The sequence below is a fragment of the Thermogladius calderae 1633 genome (genome assembly GCF_000264495.1).
Taxonomy (GTDB): domain Archaea; phylum Thermoproteota; class Thermoprotei_A; order Sulfolobales; family Desulfurococcaceae; genus Thermogladius; species Thermogladius calderae.
Genome location: NC_017954.1, coordinates 969,089 through 990,736 on the forward strand (window position 1 = coordinate 969,089; position 21,648 = coordinate 990,736).

Genomic DNA, 21,648 nt, shown 5'->3' on the forward strand with positions numbered 1-21,648 from the left:
GTTAATTAGCCCGCATTAACTGTATATAATCTTTCAATTCTTCTTGATTGCTTCTAATTCCACCTGTTGTACCCGCTCCAGTCCTCCTCCACCCTGAAGTACTTCCGCGCTTTCAATTCTTCTTGATTGCTTCACTAGAAGTGTATCGTGATGTTCTGTGGTGGTACCACGATCCTTTCAATTCTTCTTGATTGCTTCACCCTATCACCGTGAGAAGTTATGTGTTAGAGGGAAAAACTTTCAATTCTTCTTGATTGCTTCTTCTTTCAGTTTTTCATAGGTGGGAGTCCTAACATAGATTGCTTTCAATTCTTCTTGATTGCTTCGATAGAGAAGCCGAGCTGGCTCGACCCGATTCTGCGAGACTACTTTCAATTCTTCTTGATTGCTTCGCCTGGGTGCTGACGCGCCAAGGCATCGAGATAAACGTCCTTTCAATTCTTCTTGATTGCTTCATGCTGTGTGGAAGGCGGCGCACAAGAGGCTCGGCCCGATACCTTTCAATTCTTCTTGATTGCTTCTCGACTCCTCGAGCTCTGCTAATATCTCCTCGTCGAGAACCGCTTTCAATTCTTCTTGATTGCTTCATGGTGAGGCTGTAATCAATGGACGCAGAATTGTATTCCCATACCTTTCAATTCTTCTTGATTGCTTCCTGTACTCGTGAAGCTGGTTCACGACAGTTTTAATTTTCGCGCTTTCAATTCTTCTTGATTGCTTCAGCCAAAAAGCTGGAGCTATACATGGGCTTTATGCTAAGCGGTAAACTTTCAATTCTTCTTGATTGCTTCCCGGGATAGACGTGGACAAATACGCCGACTCGATACTGGAGCTGACACTTTCAATTCTTCTTGATTGCTTCTTAATGTACGCCACTTTTCGGGCGGTACACGTATCTTTGTTTCTTTCAATTCTTCTTGATTGCTTCGGCGACGGAAATAGTTAAATCGGAGTGCGAGGTGTTAAAGACTTGCCTTTCAATTCTTCTTGATTGCTTCAGCTCACCATGCGGATAACTAACTCCGACTCGGCGGCTAGGCTTTCAATTCTTCTTGATTGCTTCTGGTGCCTCGAAGCGTACGAGGCGGGGCTGAAATATGCTGGCGGCGCTTTCAATTCTTCTTGATTGCTTCAGAACCTGGCCACGCGAGAGGAGGCGGCAGAGATACTGCGTCACCACTTTCAATTCTTCTTGATTGCTTCAAGTATTTTAACATCACTGATCCAAGCCTCATTCCATCTAACCTTTCAATTCTTCTTGATTGCTTCTCGCGCGCGTGGGCGCCACCACAGCTGTGTACGCCAAGACTTTCAATTCTTCTTGATTGCTTCGTTGCGGATGTCGAGTTCGAAAGCGGCAGGCACGCGGTCCTTTCAATTCTTCTTGATTGCTTCGTCAACGAGGTAGGAGTCTTGGAGCTTTGGATATTCAAAATTGCTTTCAATTCTTCTTGATTGCTTCTTCCAAGCCGTAGAGCGTGATAAGACCAATGAACACTATAACTTTCAATTCTTCTTGATTGCTTCCCCCGAAGAAACACTTTTTTCATCGCGGGTAATATTCCCTGCTTTCAATTCTTCTTGATTGCTTCCCCGTCTTCTTCGACGCCGTGTACACCACGTAAAGCTTATCTTTCAATTCTTCTTGATTGCTTCCCCACGACCTTCAAGGCAACACACCCCCACAAGCTTATTAGCCCTTTCAATTCTTCTTGATTGCTTCATCGGGCCGAGGCGCTTGTGCGCCGCCTTCCACACAGCATTAGCTTTCAATTCTTCTTGATTGCTTCACGTCGAGCAGGCTGTAAACCCGGGCTATTTAGCCGTGAACTTCTTTCAATTCTTCTTGATTGCTTCTGAGGAGGTACCAGCCGCCAGACTGGTGGAACATACCTGCCCTTTCAATTCTTCTTGATTGCTTCTGAGCTTCGCTCCTTAATTGTTTGTTTAAACTAGATCGGCTATTTAAGCCTTTACGCCCCCTGGTTTTTGTCTGCCCCAGGGGCCTCTTCGGGGCCTGATCGCCCCAGCCCCCTCTCGTCCGGAGGCTGTGCGTCCCATGTCCCTCCTGGGACGATCGCCGCCTGCGCCTGCTCCCCGTCGCGCCTGCTGGCTGGTGTAATGTCCCCTCTTTACACGTGTGATCGGTCCTCGGCGTGTTCCCGTTTTCCGCCCCCGCGGCGCGGGCTCCCCGGCGGCTGCCCGTCCCATGTAGCACGTGGGATTTCCCCCCTGGCGTTTGACCGCCTGTTTTAAATCCCTGCCCTCCCAGAGCCTCCCCCGGGTGCCGGGGTTGTTCGCTAGGAGGCTCGTCCTGAGGAGCGTCCGCAGGCTCTACGCGTGGTCCAGGGCGGACCCCGTGGAGGAGGAGCTGAGGGGGTGGAGCTGGGACAGGCCGCCGGTGAAGCCCAGGGCCTACCTGGGCCTCGGGGTGAGCGAGGTGGCGGGCAAGTACTGCCCGACGAGGAGGGACGTCTGGCTGAGGAGGAAGATGGGGCTGGCGCCCGAGACCACAGAGCCCCTGGCCAAGGGGAGGCTGGTTCACGAGGCTGTCACGGCCGCTGTCCGCTGCGCCTCCAGGGGCCTGTCGAGGGGCTGGGAGACGTGGGACATACTCACCTACTGCCTGGGCAGGTTCAGGCCGCAGGGCAACGGGGACACGGCCACGGCCCTCAAAGCCTACAAGTCGACGCTAGTCACGCTCCTCGGCGAGGTCGAGTACGAGAGGCTCGTGAGCGGCGGCAGCGGCCTGCCCGTCGTCAGCGAGATGAAGGTCGACGGGACGCCCCTGGGCCTCTCCCCCCAGCTCTCCATAGACGTCTACGCCGAGAACATAGTCGTCGACTTCAAGACGGGCGCGCCAAGGGACTTCCACAAGCTCTCCATAGCCGGCTACGCCCTCGCCCTAGAGGCCGAGTACGAGGTGCCGGTCGACTACGGGATCCTGGTCTACGTCAACCCCTCCGACAGCGGCCTTAGAGTCCTGTACAGGCCCGTCTACGTGAGCAACGAGCTGAGGCGTTGGTTCTTGGAGGAGAGGGACGAGATAGTGGACATGCTCGTATCTAACAGGGAGCCCCCCAAGGACAAGAACTGCCCGCAGACGTGCCCGTTCTACAGGGTGTGCCACCAGTGAGGGACCTAGTGGTCTCAGAGCCGGGGACGGTCCTCAGGTTCAGGAAGGGCGTCTTCGTCGTGGAGAAGAAGGGCTCGAAGACGGAGATACCCCCGCTCGAGGTCGAGAGAGTCTTCGTGGCCAGCAGCCGCGTCGGGCTGTCGAGCAAAGTCCTGCTGAAGGCCGTGGAGTACGGTATAGACGTGGTGCTACTCGACAGCAGGGGGGTGCCGGTCGCCAGGGTACACCCCCTCTTCAACAACAAGCTCACCGAGACCAGGAAGGCCCAGTACAGGGCGCTACTAGACGGGAGGTGGGCCCTGGTAGCGAGGGAGGTCGTGTACTCCAAGGTCATGAACCAGGCCGGACTCCTGAAGAGGTACTACTCGTACACCAGGGACCAGGCGCTGAGGGAGGGCTACGAGAAGCTCTCCACGCTCGCCAGCGAGGCCAGGCTGAAGGAGGGCGTGGCCCTGTCCGAGCTCAAGGAGTGGCTAAGGGGCGTGGAGGCGGAGGCGGCGAGGGTCTACTGGGGCCTCTACGCCACTCTACTGCCCAGGGAGCTAGGCTTCCAGGGGAGGGACCAGGAGGGGGGCGACCCCGTGAACGCGTCGCTCAACTACGCCTACGGAATACTGTACTCGGAGAGCTACAGCGCTCTGGTGATCGCGGGGCTCGACCCGTACGCGGGCTTCCTACACGAGGACAGGCCGGGCTCGACGAGCCTCGTCTTCGACTTCGTCGAGCAGTTCAGGTTCATCGCCGACGCCGCCCTCCTAGACCTCCTGAGGCACGGGTGGAGGCCCTCCCTCAGCGGGGGGCTGCTGGACTACGAGTCGAGGAGGAGGGTGGTGGCGGGGGTCCTCGAGAGGCTGGAGAAGGCGAAGACGAGGAGGTTCGGCGAGGCGCCGGTCTCGCTGAGGGGGGCTATGAGGAGGAGCGCCCTCTCCCTAGCGTCGTACCTGAGGGGGGAGGGGGGTCTTCCAGGGCTTCGTCTACGAGTGGTGAGCCATGATAGTCCTGGTCGCGTACGACATAGAGGACGACGAGACCAGGGCGAAGCTCAGCGACTACCTGAAGTCCAAGGGGCTGACGAGGATCCAGAGGAGCGTCTTCGTTGGGAGGCTGCTGCCGTCCACGGCGAAGGACGTGGAGAGGGCGCTACCCAGGTTCGTGAAGGGGGAGAGGGACGTGATACACTACATCCCGCTCCTCGAGTACAGCCTCAGGTACCTCAAGTACTTCGGCCACCCCCTCGCGGTCCTGTCCGTGGGCAGGGAGCCCCTGGTGGTGTGATTTGAGGTTCGCGGGCAACCCGCTCTCCCCCTCCATGGTCAAGGAGATGGTGTACTGCCCCGTGATCGCCTGGCTGAAGGCGAGACACCTGGTGCAGGAGCCCGCGACGGACAGCATGCTGGCCGGGAAACAGGCCTCGGGGGGCGGGGGGCTGTACGCGAGGGCCGGCGGCTACAGCGCGCTGGTCGACGAGGTCAGGGAGGAGGGGGGCGGGGTGGTAGTGGTGGAGAGGAAGGCCTTCAAGGCGAGGGACGCGCAGAGGTACATGGCCCAGCTCGTCGCGGGGGCCTACATACTGTCGCTTAAGGGCGTGAGGGTCAGGAGGCTGGTCCTCGAGATGGGGGGTGTCAGGAGGGAGCTGGAGTTCACGGGGGAGCTCGTGGAGGAGGCCAGGAGGTACCTGGGGGAGCTGGAGAGGCTGGCGTCTAGCGACAGGCCTCCGCAGCCGACTAGGCCCGGTAGGCGGTGCTCCTCCTGCTGGTACAGGAGGTTCTGCCCCTACACGGAGTAGAGTGCTGCCGCGTAGGGTGTGGGCTCCAGCGCCTCGCTCCTACCCCTCTTCTCCAGCAGGCCCTTACCCCTCAGCCTGGACGCTATGTTCCTCACCGTCTTCTCGCTCCAGCCCGTCTCCCTCGCGGCCTCCGCGACCGTTACGCCGGGCCTGGAGACTGCTAGCCTGAGCAGCGCCTCCTCGGGCTTGCTGAGCCTCAGCTTCACCGCCTCTATGAAGCCCCAGGGGACCTCAACGGGCTGGTCCAGGCCCGTCTCGGGCTCGTAGTGTATCGTGTACCTCCACCCCAGCCTCTCGAGGACTAGCGAGGCGAGGTGGCCGAGTATCCTGGGCCCCGTGCCCACCTCTAGCACCGCCTCCTCCGGCTCTCCCAGGTCCCTGAGCTGCCTGAGGAGGGCTGGGAAGGCCTCGTAGAACCTGCTACACGAGACCTCGACTAGCAGGGGCTCGGGCAGCCCCTGCCTCAGGCACTGGGCTCTCAGGGACTCGAACGCCCTCCTAGACCCGGGCGCCAGCGGGCTGCAGGTGACCGCCACCAGCCTGTCCCCGGGCGAGGCCCTGTAGTGCACCAGCATCCTGAGGACGGAGTCCTCGTGAAAGCCGAGAGGGGCTATGAAGACCCTCAACAAGGCACCCAGATCAACTAAAAGGGGGCCGGGGATAAAAGCTCTCCCGCGCAGGCAAAATCCCACGCAAGCCGTGGGATGAACAGCCGCCGAGGAGCCACAGCCGCGGGAGCCGGGCACGTCCAGGGCGGCGAGGGGTGATCACACGTGTAAAGAAGAGACATTACACCGGGCATAAAACGAGACAGGAGGCGGGAACCAGAAGAGGCCGTCCCATGAGAGCCATGGGAGACACAGCCCTTCAACAAGAGGAGGCAGGGGCGATCAGGCCCCGCAGAAGCCGCCGAGGCTGGCAAAAACCTTGGAGCGTAAAGGCTTAAATAGCCGATCTAGTTTAAACAACCAATTAAGGAGCGAAGCTCAGAAGCAATCAAGAAGAATTGAAAGCGGACACCACAGCTGTGGCACCACAGGCTACGGCACAGGCTCCGGAAGCAATCAAGAAGAATTGAAAGACGATCGAGGAGGTCACGATACGAGACCCGGTAACTAAGCAGCGAAGCAATCAAGAAGAATTGAAAGGAACTCGATCATTGCGACCTGGCCTCAGTGCTTGCGCTTCTTCGAAGCAATCAAGAAGAATTGAAAGGCATAGCCGAGCTCGCCGAGACCAGGCTGAAGGGGGGTGCGGGCAGAAGCAATCAAGAAGAATTGAAAGCGAGCATCTGCTTGAAAGCCGTGAACAATCCGAGCTCGGGGTATGGAAGCAATCAAGAAGAATTGAAAGAGCACTTGACTCGCTCTAGAGAAGTCGTAGCCATACTCATGAAGCAATCAAGAAGAATTGAAAGTACAAGGTGATGGAAGAGGCCGCGTACACCACTCCGAGCCGAAGCAATCAAGAAGAATTGAAAGTTAGTACTGGTTTACCATCGGTTGTTGTAAAGTACTCTACTTTGAAGCAATCAAGAAGAATTGAAAGCATTTTTACCCTTCGCCCCTACGGTAAAGAATAGCCGTGGAGAAGCAATCAAGAAGAATTGAAAGTTACTAACTGCTTGAACAGCTTTCCGCGTTCATTGAGTAGTAGGAAGCAATCAAGAAGAATTGAAAGCCTTAGAGCTCTTGAAGGGGATGACAATCCTGTCGTCCTGAAGCAATCAAGAAGAATTGAAAGGTTTAGCGTCGTGTCGAAGATTTCGTATTCGTCGAAGATTCGAAGCAATCAAGAAGAATTGAAAGACTTGAGAGTAGCCTCGTGAGTTTAGCATAAACATACTCAGAAGCAATCAAGAAGAATTGAAAGCGGGGACGGAGAGCAGCTCGTCTTCGACGAAGTGTACGAGCGAAGCAATCAAGAAGAATTGAAAGACTCCATGATACAAAAACGCCCTTTCAAATTTCCCTCCTTTAGGAAGCAATCAAGAAGAATTGAAAGGGCGACTACTACGACTACGAGTGGAAAATCTTCAACGAATATGAAGCAATCAAGAAGAATTGAAAGTCAGCTAACCCATCACTCACTATTGGAAACACAACATACACCATCCCAGTGAAGCAATCAAGAAGAATTGAAAGACTACCGCATATTGACCAGCCTGACCCAACCAGAGGTTAAACAGGAAGCAATCAAGAAGAATTGAAAGTTTTACCCCAGTCAAACAGGACATCTATAATGTGATACTTGAAGCAATCAAGAAGAATTGAAAGTTTATGGTGTGGACCGCGTACACGTACCCGCGTTTCACAGTGAAGCAATCAAGAAGAATTGAAAGGTACTTTTTCCCAGTCTTCAAGACCCACGGATCCTTAAGAAGCAATCAAGAAGAATTGAAAGTTTTTTAAATATAAGTTGCATACCCTTCTCCTAGGTGATGAGGGAAGCAATCAAGAAGAATTGAAAGAGACAGATAATCATTCCACCCCAGAACATCACGGTGCACTTGAAGCAATCAAGAAGAATTGAAAGTTCCACGGGAGTCGCCTTTTATTCTTATTTATAAATATTTAGAAGCAATCAAGAAGAATTGAAAGTGAATGGAAACCCGAGAGATGGGGTTAGGCGATTTACAGCGGCCAGCACCCAAAAGTAGTTATTTTTATCCAATATTCAATTTTTATAATCTTAAAAACACAGCAAATAAACACGGCTATTTGTTGTTAATGCTGGGACGTCCAAACCTGATGAGACCCACCGTACTGTGGCAGCACGGTGTTGGCCTTACTCATTATCAAACCCTATTGTTGGAGGACCGAGATCACGCCTTGGCTTACTTTTTGTTATATAGGGAAGTCACAAATTATAAGTAAAGATGCAGAACCAACGCTCAGCGTCAACACCAATCCTATTCTCAGCTCTCTTTCCCCCAACCTCAGTTAAGCGATCATGAAGGATTAAGAGGCCCGTTCTACTTTGCGAAGGGTGTTTTGAACCGCTGTTTACCTTGTGTTGTGCCGCTGAGGCGTGCACGGGGGTGGGTGAGGGGGTGTTCAGCGGTGCGGGGCCCGGCCTCATCCCCCGCCGCTGTGGGTGTTGGCCGGGTGTCGCGGCCCGCCTCATCTGTGGTGTCCTTGATGCCTCTGAGGGCTTTAAGCCTGCCTCTCGTCAACTAGGGCGCCCTCGTGGGCTGCGGGTGCTGGGATGCTGGGGGTCACGGCCCTGGCCACACCCGCTACGGCCTTCTCGTCGAGCTCCACCGGCCTGTACTCGCCCGCGGCGTTCTTGAGGACGCCGAGCTCTATCCCGGTGAGGGCCGAGTAGTACTCCAGCCACTTGTCCGGCTGCCTCCCGTACTCCTCGACGGCCTCCCTGTAGGCCCGGGCGGCGGCCGCGGCCAGCCTCTCGCCCAGGCTGTTGGAGACGCCGAGCGTGCAGCAGAACTCGACGCCGAGGTCGTCGGGGCCGAGCACGGGCTTGAAGCCCCTCCCCGCGAGCTCGAGGTAGACGGGGTGCCAGGCCACCACGAAGCCCCGCCTCGGCGGACTGGAGGATACCTGGGAGGGGTCGTCGAAGTAGGCCGTCCCCTCGGCCTCGAGGAGCCCCCGCGAGACGGCGACGCCCCTCGCGTAGTCCATGGTGCTTATCATGCTGGAGTAGACGGGGCCGGGCCTACCCGACGCCATCACCCTGAACCCGCCCCTGACCCCCGCCGGCACGACCCTGAAGGTCCTGTAGGCCGGGTAGAGGTAGAGCTGGCCCGGGAGGGGGGAGAGGGCCATGTCCACAGCCCCCTCCGCCAGGGCCCTGGTAGCCCTGAGGCCGTCCCTGAACACCACGACCTCCACCCTCACACCCCTCGACTCCAGCCTCTTGACGAAGCCGCCGAGGAAGAGGTACTCGCTCGAGTAGACGATGCCCAGCCTCAGCACCCTCCCCCCGGGCTCCCGCGCCCTCTCCGAGAACCCCGGGTACACGTAGACCACCTTGCTCCTCCCGACCACCTCCCTCGCGATCAGGCCCTGCCTCTCCAGCTCAGCGAGTATCTCGCTCACCCTGCTCTTGCTGGCCCCGAGAGCCCTGTGTATAAAGGACTGCGGTACCCTCGACCCCTGGTACCCGCTGAGGAGCTCCCAGACCCTCTCCCTCAGGCTACCCGGCATCCTCCACCACTAGGCCTTTAAAACCGGGGCCGGTAATATGCCTTAACAGGGGGTCGAACATGTGTTCGGGGAAAAAGCTAAACAGGCTGCTGGCGGCCCTAGAGCTCGCCCTGCTCGCCTCCTTCTTCGCAGTCCCCTACACGCTGCTGGCTGGCTCCAGGGGCCTAGAGCTCCTAGCCTACTGGACGCTGGCGACCGTCGCGGCGGGACTACTGGCCCTCCTACACCTCGAGCTCGAGGCGGGTGAAGAGGGGTGAACGCCGCCTTCTTCCTGGCCCTGCTCCTCTACGCGGCTGCGGGATCCGCCCTGGCCCTGTTCTCGAGGAGGTACTTCAGGAGGGACATAAGGGACTACTACGTCACGAGCGGGAGGCTGGGGGGCGTCGTCTCGGCGCTGACCTACGCCGCGACCACCTACAGCGCGTTCATGATGCTCGGCCTCGTAGGGCTCGCCTACGCGACGGGCGCGGGGGCGCTGGGCTTCGAGCTGGCCTACCTAGCCAGCACAGTGCTCCTGCTGTCGACGGCCGGCTACAGGATACACAGGCTGTCGAGGGAGAGGGGCTGGATCTCCCCCAACCAGATGCTGGCGGACATGTACGGCAGCAGGGCCCTCGGCCTAGCCGCCTCCCTCGTCTACCTCTACGCGATGCTGCCCTACCTCGCCGCCCAGGTCCTCGGCCTCAGGATAGTCTTCGGGTACGGGGGGCTCGGGGAGGCCGAGTCCCTGGCCGCCTCGGCGCTGCTCGTCTACGCGTGGATAGCCGTGGCGGGGATGTGGAGCGTCGCGTTGACCAACCTGCTGCAGGGCTCGCTCATGCTGTTCGGGGGCCTGGCCTACCTCGGCTGGCTGCTGCTCTTCTTCACCCCCTCGAGGGGCCTGACGCCCGGGAGGCTCCTGGACGACCTGGGCTCCGCCGGCTACCTGGGGCTCACCGGCTTCTGGACGCCCAGCGTCTTCCTCGCATACACGATACCCTGGGTCTTCTTCGCCGTGTCAAACCCGCAGGTCGTCGCGAAGCTCTACCTGCCCAGGAGCGGTAAGGCGTACAGGGAGACGGTGGCCTACTTCTTCGCGTACGGGCTGCTCTACACCCTGGTGGTCGTGGTCGCCGGCCTCGCAGCCAGGGGGCTGGCCATAGAGGGCGTGCTGCCGGAGGACATACCGAGGGACAACGTGACCCCGACGCTACTGGGCTACATGGACCCCGCCCTGGGCTCCGTGATAGCCGTCTCCATCATAGCTGCCACGGTCGACACTGCCAACAGCATCGTGCTCGCCGTCTCCAGCAGCGTGGCTACCACGCTGGGGGCGAGGAGCGTGAACGCGGCGAGGGCGCTGGACGCTGCCCTGGTGGCGGCCGCCACGGCCATAGCCGCACTCAAGCCGGGCTTCATCGTCGACCTCTCCGTGCTCACCAGCGTGATACTCCTGCCCGTGGGCCTCGTGACCCTCGTCGGCGCCTACACCGCCGGCGAGCGCAGCGCGGCGCTGAGGTACGGCTCCCTCGCCTCACTCCTGGCCGGGGCGGGGCTCGCCACCTACTACGCCGTCGCGCTGGGCCCTAGGAGGGCCTTCACGTACACGGTGGCCGGGCTACCCGTCTCGGGCCTGGTCGCGGCCGTCTCGGGGGCGGCGCTACTGGCCTCCTACGCCGCCCACAGGCTCTCCCGGGGGTCACCCCGCGGGTCCTGAGTAGGCGGCTTTTTCACCCCTCCGCCAAGCACCTAAGCCCGGCGGGCCTATAAGACTTATATCTCCGGGGCCCGATCCACGGAGACCAGGTACGGGTTCTTGGAGGCCCCGCTCTACAGGGGAGGGCTAGAGGACGTAGCGAGGCTGTACGCGCTACTGAGGGACGAGAGGGGGCTTGTCGTCTACGGGTACAGGCTGGACGGCGGGTCGATAGGCTTCGGCGTTGTCCGGGGAGCGTCCGAGCTCCCCCTGAGAGTGGAGGCGGAGGCGGAGCCGGGGCGCTACAGGCTGAGGAGCGGCGTGGGCTTCACCACCTCCCACCAGTCGCCCAAGAACTACCTCCACCCGCCGAGACAGGTGGTGGCCAGGGTCCGCGAGGACCTCTCAGTCGAAGAGCCGGAGGCGGGGGAGGGGGGCGTCGCCCTCTTTGCCGTCAAGCCCTGCGACCTTTCTGCCGTAGAGGTCCTCGACGAGCTGTTCAGGGCGGGGGCTAACCCGCTGTACGCCGCTAGGAGGGGGAGGGTGAAGTTCGTGGTCGTAGAGGAGTGCCTGAGGCCGGGCAACACCTGCTTCTGCTCGACGACGGGCTCCGGCCCCACAGCGCGGGAGGGGTTCGACGTAGCCTACGCGAAGCTGGGCGGGGAGGCCGTACTCTTCAAGCCCGGCTCGCCCGCGGGGCAGAAGGTGCTGGAGGAGATGGGCCTGGAGGAGGCCTCCGAGGGCGACGTCGCCGAGTACCGGGGGCTCGCCGAGGAGGCTTCGAGGAGGGCCTGCCTCGGAGTAGCGGTGGAGGAGGCGCAGAGGGCGCTGAGGAGGCTACTGGGCGACAGGGGGTTCTGGGAGAGGGTGTCGGAGCGCTGCCTCGCCTGCTCCAGCTGCAACATGGTGTGCCCGACGTGCTTCTGCACCGAGCTGGTAGACGAGTACGACGGCAGGGTGGACACGAGGGTGGCCCAGTGGGTGGGCTGCCTCTCCTACACCTACGGGATGGTGGCCGGCGGCCACTTCAGGAGGGAGCTGTACACGAGGTACAGGCACTTCGTCCTCCACAAGTTCCTCTTCTACCCGATGCAGACGGGGAGGCTGGGCTGCGTGGGCTGCGGTAGGTGCGTCACCTGGTGCCCGGCGGGCGTGGACCTCCGGGAGTCCCTGATCAGAGCGGTCGGGGAGGGCGGGGGTTGAGGAGCCCGTTCGCGGAGCTGAGGAAGGGACTGGTAATAGGCGAGGTCTACGAGGCGCCCGGCGTGAAGACGCTGGCCGTGAGGCTGGTGGACGAGGTGCCGCCGCCCAGGCCGGGCCAGTTCAACATGGTCTACGTCCACGGCCTGGGCGAGGTGCCCCTCTCGGTCTCGGGCATACGCGAGGGGGGCAGGGTAGTGGAGCACACCGTTAGGGCGGCTGGCGCCGTCACGAGGGCCCTCGTCTACAGGGAGTGGAGGGGGTGCTTGGTAGGCCTGCGCGGGCCCTACGGGAGGGGCTGGCCGCTCGAGGAGGCCGAGGGGCACGACCTGCTCGTCGTCGCCGGTGGGATGGGGTTCGCGCCGCTGAGGCCCGTCTTGAAGTGGGTCGCGGAGAGGAGGGAGAGGTACGGGAGGGTCAACGTGCTCGTGGGCGCCAGGACGCCCCGAGACCTCCTGTTCAAGTACGAGCTCGAGTCCTACAGGGGGCTGCCGGGCACCAGGCTGCTCCTCTCCGTCGACAGGCCGGAGGGGGCTTGGGAGGGCCACGTCGGGCTCGTCACGGACCTGATAAGGCTCGCCGACGTAGACCCAGGGGGCTCCTACGCCTTCGTCTGCGGCCCCGAGCCAATGATGGTCAACACGGTGAAGGCCCTCAAGGAGAGGGGGTTCAGAGAGGACAGGGTCTTCCTCTCCCTTGAGAGGAGGATGAGGTGCGGCACGGGGTTCTGCGGAACCTGCCAGCTCGGCCACTACTTCACGTGTAGGGACGGCCCGGTGTTCAGGCTCACGGAGGTCTCGGACTACCTGGCGGTCGAGGGGGTCTAGTTGAGAGTAGGGGTCGTGAAGCTGGCCTCGTGCTCCGGCTGCGTACTAGAGGTCGTGAGGGCCCTCACGGAGGCGGTGGGGCACCTCCGCGGCGTAGAGGTGGCGGCCTGCAGCCTAGTCCTGGGGGAGAGCAGATTAGAGGGCTTCTTCGACCTCGTGCTGGTCGAGGGCTCGGCCTCTACGGAGAGGCACGTCAAGCTGCTCAAGAGCCTCAGGGAGAGGGCCGGGCTACTCGTGGCGTTGGGCTCCTGCGCCATCGAGGGGGGCGTCCAGGCATTGTCCAACGGCCGCGTAGAGGAGGCCAAGGCCGCCGTATACCCGGAGCCCGGGCTCGTCGAGTCCGTGGGAGGGTTCACACCTGTGACGGAGGTCGTCAGCGTGGACCTCGCGGTCCCGGGCTGCCCCGTCAACTACGAGGCCGTGAAGTCCCTGCTCCTCAAGCTCTCGCGGGGGGGCCTGCCCGTCGAGATACACGAGAGCGTCTGCGCGGAGTGTAAGAGGAGGGGGCTCGACTGCCTTGTCGTCTCCGGGAGGGCCCCTTGCCTGGGCCCCCTGACCCGCAGCGGCTGCGGGGCCCTCTGCCCGTCCAATAACAGGGGGTGCTACGGCTGCTACGGGCTCAAGACGGGCGACCTCGGCAGGGCGAACGTCGGGTACTACCTTGAGAGGCTCGCGGGGGCGGGGTGGCCGAGGGGCCGGCTGGCGCTCTACCTGAAGGCCTTCTCCAAGAGGACCCTGGGGGCGGCCGGGCTGGGTGAGGGGCTTGAGTGAGTGGGGGCTGGGCAGGGTAGAGGGCGAGGGGAGCGTAGAGGTCTACGTGAGCGGTGGCGCTGTGGCGGTCAGGGTGAACATAGAGGAGGCCCCGAGGTTCTTCGAGTACCTCTTGAGGGGGAGGGGGGCCGACCAGGTAGTCGACCTCGTAACCAGGGTATGCGGCCTTTGCGGGGTCTCCCACGCCCTGGCCGCTGCCATGGCGCTCGAGGGCTGCCTAGGCCTAGAGGTGGACGAGCGCGCCGCGGAGCTCAGGGTGGCGATGCACCTGGCCGAGAGGGTGAAGAGCCACCTACTCCACGTCTTCCTCCTCAACCTACCCGACTACATGGGCGTGGGGAGCGCCATAGACTTGTGGGAGAGGAGGCCGGGGCTTTTGAAGAGGGTCTCGAGCGCCCTCGCCAGCTCGGCCAGGGCCATGGAGGCCCTGTGCGGGAGGACGCACAACGTTGTCAACCTGAGGCTCGGCGGCGTCTACAAGGCACCGAGCAGGGAGGAGGCCGAGGCCGTCAAGCGCTACGTCGAGGGGGCGAGGAGGGTGCTCGAGGAGCTGTTGGACGAGGTGCTGCCCTCGCTCGAGGTCCCGTGCGAGGGCCTGGTCAAGCCCCTGCTCCTGGTCCACGACCCAGGCAGGTACCCGCACGACGGCGCAGCCGTGCTCTTGGAGGACCTGGGGGGCTCGCTTGAGAGGATAGAAGTGGCCGGCTACGAGGCCGCCCTAGAGCCGAGGCAGGAGAGGGGGAAGAACGCGGTCGTGTACAGGGTGAGGGGCCGCGCAGTCGTCACAGGCCCCCTCGCGAGGTTCAACCACGCCTGGGACAGGCTGTCCGGCGAGACAAGGGACCTCATGAAGCGGCACGGGTGGAGGCCCCCGCTCAGGGACGTGAGGCAGGGCATAGTCGCGAGACTGGCGGAGGTGCACGACGCCCTCGTCGCCATTAGGTCCGTCCTCGAGTCCCGCAACTGGGACTCCTACGCAGGCGGGGGCCGGGCCATGCCGAGGAGGGCGGGAGGTAGGCTCCACTGCGCCTACCTCGTAGAGGCCCCGAGGGGGGTCCTCTACCACAGGTACACTCTGGGCGAGGATCTGAGGGTCGAGTCGGCGAAGATCGTGACCCCGACGCAGCTCAACGTACCGTCCATGGAGGAGCTGTCCGCCCAAGCCCTGGCGGCCAGGCCCCCAGCGGGTGTGGGCGACGTCAAGAGGACGGTGGAGGTGGTGGTGCGGTCTCTCGACCCCTGCCTCTCGTGCTCGGTCCACAGAGTGGTCCTCGAGGCGTAGCGGGGGCCCAAACGAGAAGGGCCGCTCTCTGATACGTCGGTGGAGGAAAAGTATATATCTGAATGGGGGGATCAGGCCTTCTCCGGTGGGCGGATATGGGCCTGGGGGACGTCGCTAGGGTCGTCGAGTCGATAGTCTACACGCCGACCTACACGCTCCTGGGCGTGGACTACAGGGGCAGGGTAGTCTACCAGACTATGGAGGGGGGTTTCAACTCGATATGGGCCTACGACCCGGCTACGGGGGAGAGGAGGAGGCTGGTGTCGGCCACTGTCCACTGGCCGGGCGAGGTCAGCCTGGACAAGCGTAGAGTGCCGTTCACTCGCGACGTGGGGAGGGGGAGGGAGGCCCAGGTGATAGGGTTCGTGGACTTGGAGAAGGACGAGGAGGTGGTCGTGGAGAACATGGAGCCGGTGAGAGTCCTGGGCTTCAGGGACACGGGCAGCGAGATCGCGTTCGCCGGCGCCTCGGCGGACAGGATATCGCTGTATGTCTACAGGAGGGGTAGAGTAGAGGAGGTGCTGCGGCTGGACAGCTACGCTCACGTCTCCGACTTCGACGGCAGGCTGGTAGTCGGCTCGGGCAACCTGAGGAAGGACCCGAGGTCGAGCGAGGTATTCGTATACGACGCGAGGACCGGGGAGATGAGGGTTGCCACCCCGAGGGAGGGGAGCGTCAACGAGTCCCCGGTCATAACGAGCGGGGGGAGGGTGCTGTTCGAGACCAACGCCTACACGGGGGACGCGAAGGAGCTGGCCTTCTACGACCCCGCCACCGGGGAGTTCCAGAGGCTCGGGTACCCGGGCTCAGACTACGAGGCCTACGGGCCCGTCGAGCACCTCTTCTACAGGGAGTTCGGCGGGAGGCTCTTCGTGGTCGGGAAGAAGAACGGTAGGTCCAGGCTGTTCGTCGACGGCAGGGCCGTTGAGACGCCGCCCGGCACGGTCGTCAACGCCTACCCGCACGGCGAGAGGGTCTACTTCACCTACACCAGCCTGAGGAGGCCCACGGGTATATACGCCTACGAGGAGGGCTCGGTGAGAGAGGTTCTGGTCTCCAAACTCCCCCCAGAAGTCGAGGAGGCCTTCGGGGAGGTAGACTTCGTCGTAGCGAGGTCGCCAGACGGTGTCGAAGTCCCCACCTTCGTCTTCAAGTCTAGGAGGCCTAGGAGGGAGTTCGTGGTCTACGTCCACGGGGGCCCCTGGTGGGAGACGGCCGACGAGTGGAACACCCGCGTAGCCCCCCTCGTCGCCCTGGGCTTCAACGTGGTGGCCCCGAACTTCAGGGGCTCGACCGGGTACGGGGAGAGGTTCAGGCTTATGGACATAGGGGACCCGGGCGGCGGGGACCTACTCGACGTCGAGGCCGCTACTAGGTGGGGCCTGGAGGCCGGCCTGGGCGAGAGGGCCTTCATATGGGGCTACAGCTACGGCGGCTACATGACTCTCTGGGCGATGACCAGGAGGCCGGAGCTATACAAGTGCGGCGTAGCCGGCGCCCCCGTAGCCGACTGGGCGGAGATGTACGAGCTCAGCGACGCGGTGTTCAGGGAGTTCATCGACATCCTCTTCGACAAGAAGAGGGAGCTGTGGAGGGAGAGGTCGCCAAGCACCTACGCTGAGGACCTCAAGAGCCCGCTAGCCATAGTCCAGCCCCAGAACGACTCTAGGACGCCCCTACAGCCTGTCCTCCACTTCGTCGAGAAGCTCATGAAGGCGGGGAAGACGTTCGAGCTCCACGTCATACCCGACATAGGCCACGCCATAACGAGGCCCGACAAGCTAGCCCAGGTATTGGTGTACGCCGCGAACTTCCTCGACAAGTGCTCGCAGCTCTGAACCACCCCAATGTCTACTAATTTCTTTTCCCACTTATATTGGCAAAAGCACATGTTTATATACCGCCCCCGCGTTTAGAGAGGACTATAAAAGTGGGGTGGGAAACATAGAGGCGCGCGTCTTAGCCCCCTTAATCGTGTTTGCCCTCCTCGCACAACTGGCTGGGGCGCTGCCCCTAGTATCAAGGGCGGAGGCGCAGCGGCCGACGGTTTTCAACTACATAATCAGAGACCCGAACATCGTACCCGGCGGCGTCTTTAGGGACCCTATGATGGGCGAGGCCAATACGCTGAACCCCTGGATGTACACGACGTCCTGGGAGTACATGATACTGAGCGTGGTGTACGACACCCTGACAACGGTAGCCCCCGACGGCAACATCGTGGGGGTGCTAGCGAAGAGCTGGGAGGTGAAGGACAACGGGACCGTCTACATATTCCACTTATACGAGAACGCCTCCTGGCACGACGGCTACCCGGTCACTGCCGAGGACGTCGCCTTCACCTACAAGTTCCTGAGAGACTACGGTAACCTGACCAGGTTCAAGGACTACGCGCCCTACATAAAGGACGCCAAGGCCCTCGACAACTACACCGTGGAGATAGACCTGACGCAGCCCTACGCGCCCTTCCTCACCCTCGTGGCCTCCTCGATATTCATAGTGCCCGAGCACATATGGTCGAAGATACCTCCCACTCAGGTGCCGACTTACAAGAACGAGCCCCCCATAGGCAGCGGCCCGTTCATATTCAAGGAGCACGTCCCGCAGCAGTACTACATGCTGGTGGCCAACCCCAAGTACCACCTGGGCAGGCCCTACATAGACACCTACGTGCTACCTATCATACCGAACCCCGATGCGATGCTGCTCGCCCTTAAGAGGGGCGACGTGGACGACGTAACGTGGAGCGTCCCATACGCGACGATACCAGACCTGTTGAAAGACCCTAACATCAGGATATGGAACGTAACCGAGCTGGGCTCCAGGTTCATGTACTTCAACTGCATGAGGTACCCGATGAGCGAGACGCTGTTCAGGCAGGCGGTCCACTACGCGATAAACCTGACCGAGGTCGTCGACGTGATATACCAGGGCTACGCTTTACCAGGGTCCCTGGGCAAGATACCTCCCATAGAACAGCCCTGGTACGACCCGAACCTACCCCCCAAGGAGGTGAAGTACCCGTTCAACCTAACTAAGGCGGCCGAGCTATTAGACCAGCTGGGCCTGAAAGTGGGCCCCGACGGCTGGAGGACGTACCCCAACGGCACGCCGATCACCCTGACGATTTACTCGCCGGCCTACGACCCCCTCAGGGTTAGGGTCGGGGAGCTGCTGGCCAGCAACCTGAGGAAGATCGGCCTGAACGTCAAGCACATGCCCCTCGAGTGGACGACCCTGGTCTCGAAGCTGCTCTCGGGAGACTTCGACATGCTGATAATCGGAGGCCTGGGCTCGATAGACCCGGACCTCTTGAGGCAGATGTTCGCCTCTAACGGGACTTGGAACATGGGCCACTGCGTCATACCCGGCCTAGACCCGCTGCTCCAGCAGCAGGCCGTAACGCCAGACATCGAGGCCAGGAAAAAGATCGTGTGGAGGATCGAGGAGATACTAGCCGACTACGTGCCGATACTCAACTTCGTCCACCAGCAGTTCGTCTTCGCGTACAGGGTGGACAGGTGGGCCGGCTGGGTGCTGTACCCGCTGGCCCCGCCCGACAACTGGTTCAGCCTCATGAGCCTCTACAACATCCAAGCGCAGCAGTACAAGCCGTCGGCCCCCGTGGTGATAACCTACACTACAACCCCCACGGCGACGCCCACCCAGTACACCACGCAGTACACCACTACTACAACACTGCCCACTACTACAACCACTACAACCCCCACACCCACGACCACGACAGCTGCGCTGACCACCACGCCGACCACAGCCCCGGCTAGCACGGGGGTCCCCGTCGCCATCGTAGTAGCGGGTGTCGTAGCGGTACTAGCAGCTGTCGCGGGAGCCGCCCTCTACACCTCTAGGAGGAAGTAGGGGGAGGGCGGTAGATGGGTAGACTAGCCTATTTTTTGGTCAGGAAGGCTATTGCGCGCTTCGTGACCTTCTTCGTGATCCTCACCCTGACCTTCGTCATCCCCCGCCTCCTACCCGGCGGGGCCTTCGCTTACCTGGTCGCCAACCCGAGTGTACCACCAGACATGAGGAACGTCCTGATACACGAGTTCGGGCTCGACAAGCCCATATGGGAGCAGTATGCTATTTTCCTGAGGCAGTTCTTCACCACCGGGAACCTGGGCATATCCTTCAGTAGGCTCGAGCCCGTCAGCCAGGTGATAATGGAGGCCCTCCCCTGGACGGTGTCGCTGGTCACCGTCTCGCTACTGGTGTCGGCCGCGATAGGCATGCTCTCGGGCATGTACGCCGCGTACAAGAGGGGCGGCAGGTTCGACACGGCCTCGATGAGCGTCTTCATGTTCGTCAGGTCGATGCCGGGGTTCTGGCTCGGCATGGTCTTGTTAATAGTTTTCGGCTTCTACCTTGGCTGGGCGCCCCTCTACGGGGCCTACACCTACGGCGCTACTTACACGAGCCCCTGGGAGAGGGTCGCGGACATACTCTACCACATGTGGCTGCCGATGCTCACCCTCATAGTCCTGACGATACCGGGCTACCACATACTGATGAGGAACAGCGTGGTGAACATACTGGGCGAGGACTACATAGTCGTCGCGACCGCGAAGGGGCTCTCGGACAGGCAGCTACTCCTCAGGCACGCCTTCAGGCCGGCCAGCCTACCGGTCGTGACATCCCTGGCCATAGACGTCGGCTTCTCGATAAGCGGGGTGATGCTGATCGAGAACGTCTTCTCCATACCGGGCGTCGGCAGGCTGGCCTACCAGGCGGTCTACCAGCAGGACTACCCCCTACTGCTGGGTATAGTGGTGTACACCTCTGCCCTCACCCTGTTCCTGGTGACCGTGGTGGAGGTAATGTACAGCTTCATAGACCCCAGGGTGAGGCTGGAGTGAAGAGCGCCGGCTACTCGACTACCCAGCTACTAAAGGACCTCGTCTCCGCCGTGCTCAGGAACAAGAAGGGGCTGGCCGGGGTAGTCCTCCTGTCGATCCCCCTCGCGATGGCGATAGCCCCGCAGTTGATAGCCCCCTACAACCCGAGGGACATAGTCGGCCCTCCCTTCCAGCCCCCCTCGCTACAGCACCTGCTCGGCACGAACGACGCTGGCTACGACATCTTCAGCGAGCTCGTCTACGGGTCGCGTATATCCCTGCTCGTCGGCTTCGCGGCGGCGATATCCGCGGTCGTGCTCGGGACTGTGGTGGGTCTGCTCGCTGGGTACTACGGTGGATTACTCGACGACGCGCTCTCCACGGTCACCGACGTAATGCTGCTGCTCCCCGTACTGCCGTTCATGATACTCATGGCGGCAATACTCGGGCAGGGCTACCAGAACATCGTCTTGACCATAGCGGTCTTCACCTGGCCGGGTATAGCCAGGCTGGTGAAGGCCCAGGTGGTCTCCCTCAAGAGCGCCCTGTACATCGAGGCCGCCAAGGCATACGGAGCCAGCAACGCGAGGATAATGAGGACGCACATACTCCCCCAGCTCTACCCCCTACTCGTAGCCTTCGTGATCCTGAGGATAGGGGGTGCGATAATAGCCGAGGCCTCGCTGAGCTTCCTCGGTCTGGGTGACCCGACACAGGAGTCCTGGGGTAGCATGATATACTGGGCCATGAACAGCGGCGCTATTTCGAGCGGGAAGTGGTGGTGGATCGTGGCCCCCGGCCTCATGATAACGCTCACAGTCGAGGCCACGGCCCTTATAGGTGTCGCCATTGAGGAGTTCGTCAACCCCAGGCTGAGGAGGGCCTAAGGAGGGCGTGCCGAGCCTCTAGCCCACGAGCTCTCTGAGGCTCTTGACCTCCACGATCCCTTGAGCCCTGCTCCTCAGCCTCTTGTCCTCGGTCACGAGGGTCAAATCGTACCTCTCCGCGAGGACTACATAGGACGCGTCGTAGACCGTCACCCCTAGAGCCAGGGCCCTCTCGTATATCTCTCTCTCGAGGCCGGCTGGAGACAGGACTTCCATGTACTTCAGGACCTCGGCCAGTACTTCGACTAGTACAGCCGCCTTCTCAGCTCTTATAGCCCGGTGTAAATAGACCTCCTTCCACACTCCGTTGAGCGCCTCGTAGAAGGTCAGCCACTGGACGTAGTTCCGCCTGAGTAGGTCCAGTCTCCTCTCCTTCAGTGCGTAGAGTAGAGAGGAGGAGTCGAAGAGAAGACCGCTCCTCAACGCGCGTCCCTGTCCTCTCTTATGTGGCCGGCTATCCTCTCTATGTCCAGCGACTCTAGGACGTCCTTGATCTCCTCGAGCCGCCTCCCGAGCAGCTCGAGCTCCCTCTTCTCCACCTCCTCTTCGAGCACCCTCCTGAGGAACTCGGAGATGTTTATACCCAGCCTCCTCGCCCTCTCCACAACCTCCCTTCTCACCTTCGTGGAGACCGTGACGTAACCACCCAATATGTCACCCTTCTATGACTACTATCTAGGGTTCCCTATAAAGTCTTCACAGCGTGCCTCGGGACGGCCCATACCGAGCTACTCGCCGACCCCCGGCTCCATCCGGTTAGCCTTCGACGTATCTCGAGAGCTCTAGCAGTGCCTTCGATATTCCAGCCCCGGGCCAGCTTGGGAGCTTGCTACTACTTATGCGTATGGCACGAACTACGAGTTCCCGCATAGCTGTCTCGTAGCTCTCATCAGTGCCCGTGCTCGGCTTCACAAATAGCTTTGCTTAGGTTGTTTCGGCGTGTCGAATGTGTAGAGTGGACACCCCCTGTTGCCGAAGTTAGGTGGCGCCCTTTTCCAAGACTTGTAACGATGAGCTCACCTGTCCACCATACATCCAGAGGCCTTGATGAAAACACTACGTGCC

General features: G+C 61.0%; 17 protein-coding genes and 2 CRISPR repeat arrays (1 of these 19 running past the window's edge). Of the genes, 13 read left to right on the top strand and 4 right to left on the bottom strand.

Features of this window, described 5'->3' with window-relative positions:
* Positions 1–1,922: a CRISPR direct-repeat array (repeat unit 24 nt; unit sequence CTTTCAATTCTTCTTGATTGCTTC); it begins 1,306 nt to the left of the window's first position.
* 362 nt (positions 1,923–2,284) lie between these two features.
* From cas4a to cas4, 3 genes are read left to right on the top strand one after another with little or no spacing between them, the layout of a single operon-like run.
* Positions 2,285–3,136, top strand: coding sequence for a type I-A CRISPR-associated protein Cas4/Csa1 (gene cas4a, locus TCELL_RS05370; RefSeq protein WP_014737716.1), 852 nt, complete (start codon positions 2,285–2,287; stop codon positions 3,134–3,136).
* A complete protein-coding gene (gene cas1, locus TCELL_RS07630) occupies positions 3,133–4,416 on the top strand; it encodes a CRISPR-associated endonuclease Cas1 (RefSeq protein ID WP_014737717.1) in 1,284 nt (427 codons plus the stop codon). Before cas4a ends, cas1 begins: the two co-directional genes overlap by 4 nt.
* Positions 4,413–4,922 carry a CRISPR-associated protein Cas4 gene (cas4, locus tag TCELL_RS05385; RefSeq protein WP_014737718.1) on the top strand — a complete coding sequence of 170 codons (510 nt, stop codon included), beginning with the start codon at positions 4,413–4,415 and terminating at the stop codon, positions 4,920–4,922. The genes cas1 and cas4 overlap by 4 nt, the downstream gene beginning before the upstream one ends.
* Here cas4 and TCELL_RS05390 read toward each other — a convergent pair.
* On the bottom strand, positions 4,910–5,548 hold the full coding sequence (locus TCELL_RS05390) for a CRISPR locus-related DNA-binding protein (protein WP_014737719.1): 639 nt from the start codon (positions 5,546–5,548) through the stop codon (positions 4,910–4,912). The two genes, cas4 and TCELL_RS05390, sit on opposite strands and share 13 nt — an antisense overlap.
* A gap of 363 nt (positions 5,549–5,911) precedes the next feature.
* Positions 5,912–7,522: direct repeats of the CRISPR family, unit length 24 nt; unit sequence GAAGCAATCAAGAAGAATTGAAAG.
* Positions 7,523–8,077: 555 nt separating this feature from the next.
* The gene (locus TCELL_RS05395) at positions 8,078–9,088 is read right to left on the bottom strand and encodes a DUF7343 domain-containing protein (protein WP_014737720.1); all 1,011 of its coding nucleotides are present in this window, start codon (positions 9,086–9,088) and stop codon (positions 8,078–8,080) included.
* Between the two features lie 59 nt (positions 9,089–9,147).
* Here TCELL_RS05395 and TCELL_RS05400 point away from each other — a divergent pair, with 59 nt between their 5' ends.
* The 10 genes from TCELL_RS05400 (at position 9,148) to TCELL_RS05445 (ending at position 20,583) form a co-directional block, all read left to right on the top strand.
* Positions 9,148–9,345, top strand: a complete 198-nt coding sequence (locus tag TCELL_RS05400) for a hypothetical protein (protein ID WP_014737721.1) — start codon at positions 9,148–9,150, stop codon at positions 9,343–9,345.
* Complete coding sequence (locus tag TCELL_RS05405) at positions 9,342–10,784, top strand: sodium:solute symporter family protein (RefSeq protein WP_014737722.1); 1,443 nt, start codon at positions 9,342–9,344, stop codon at positions 10,782–10,784. Before TCELL_RS05400 ends, TCELL_RS05405 begins: the two co-directional genes overlap by 4 nt.
* 99 nt (positions 10,785–10,883) lie before the next feature.
* Positions 10,884–11,966, top strand: coding sequence for a 4Fe-4S dicluster domain-containing protein (locus TCELL_RS05410; protein ID WP_014737723.1), 1,083 nt, complete (start codon positions 10,884–10,886; stop codon positions 11,964–11,966).
* Positions 11,963–12,790: an FAD/NAD(P)-binding protein gene (locus tag TCELL_RS05415; RefSeq protein ID WP_014737724.1), complete on the top strand. Its 828-nt coding sequence runs from the start codon at positions 11,963–11,965 to the stop codon at positions 12,788–12,790. The genes TCELL_RS05410 and TCELL_RS05415 overlap by 4 nt, the downstream gene beginning before the upstream one ends.
* Positions 12,791–13,561, top strand: a complete 771-nt coding sequence (locus TCELL_RS05420) for an NADH-quinone oxidoreductase subunit B family protein (RefSeq protein WP_014737725.1) — start codon at positions 12,791–12,793, stop codon at positions 13,559–13,561. It abuts the gene before it with no gap.
* Positions 13,554–14,843: a Ni/Fe hydrogenase subunit alpha gene (locus TCELL_RS05425; protein ID WP_048163256.1), complete on the top strand. Its 1,290-nt coding sequence runs from the start codon at positions 13,554–13,556 to the stop codon at positions 14,841–14,843. Before TCELL_RS05420 ends, TCELL_RS05425 begins: the two co-directional genes overlap by 8 nt.
* 95 nt (positions 14,844–14,938) lie before the next feature.
* Complete coding sequence (locus TCELL_RS05430; RefSeq protein WP_014737727.1) at positions 14,939–16,681, top strand: S9 family peptidase; 1,743 nt, start codon at positions 14,939–14,941, stop codon at positions 16,679–16,681.
* A gap of 97 nt (positions 16,682–16,778) precedes the next feature.
* Positions 16,779–18,722, top strand: coding sequence for an ABC transporter substrate-binding protein (locus TCELL_RS05435; RefSeq protein WP_014737728.1), 1,944 nt, complete (start codon positions 16,779–16,781; stop codon positions 18,720–18,722).
* A gap of 14 nt (positions 18,723–18,736) precedes the next feature.
* Positions 18,737–19,717, top strand: coding sequence for an ABC transporter permease (locus TCELL_RS05440; protein WP_014737729.1), 981 nt, complete (start codon positions 18,737–18,739; stop codon positions 19,715–19,717).
* Entirely contained in the window at positions 19,714–20,583 is an 870-nt protein-coding gene (locus TCELL_RS05445; RefSeq protein ID WP_014737730.1) for an ABC transporter permease, read from the top strand. The genes TCELL_RS05440 and TCELL_RS05445 overlap by 4 nt, the downstream gene beginning before the upstream one ends.
* An 18-nt stretch (positions 20,584–20,601) precedes the next feature.
* Here the strand turns inward: TCELL_RS05445 and TCELL_RS05450 are convergent, their stop codons facing one another.
* Positions 20,602–21,006: a type II toxin-antitoxin system VapC family toxin gene (locus TCELL_RS05450; RefSeq protein ID WP_014737731.1), complete on the bottom strand. Its 405-nt coding sequence runs from the start codon at positions 21,004–21,006 to the stop codon at positions 20,602–20,604.
* Positions 21,003–21,233 (bottom strand): type II toxin-antitoxin system CcdA family antitoxin, encoded by a 231-nt coding sequence (locus TCELL_RS05455; RefSeq protein WP_014737732.1) that lies wholly within the window; start codon positions 21,231–21,233, stop codon positions 21,003–21,005. Before TCELL_RS05455 ends, TCELL_RS05450 begins: the two co-directional genes overlap by 4 nt.
* Positions 21,234–21,648: the final 415 nt, after the last annotated feature.

What these genes read in the sequence shown, in the direction of transcription:
- TCELL_RS05430 (WP_014737727.1), top strand. Translation starts at nt 14,939, where the DNA reads ATGGGCCTGGGGGACGTCGCTAGGGTCGTCGAGTCGATAGTCTACACG.
- TCELL_RS05400 (WP_014737721.1), top strand. Translation starts at nt 9,148, where the DNA reads ATGTGTTCGGGGAAAAAGCTAAACAGGCTGCTGGCGGCCCTAGAGCTC.
- TCELL_RS05440 (WP_014737729.1), top strand. Translation starts at nt 18,737, where the DNA reads ATGGGTAGACTAGCCTATTTTTTGGTCAGGAAGGCTATTGCGCGCTTC.
- TCELL_RS05395 (WP_014737720.1), bottom strand. Translation starts at nt 9,088, where the DNA reads ATGCCGGGTAGCCTGAGGGAGAGGGTCTGGGAGCTCCTCAGCGGGTAC.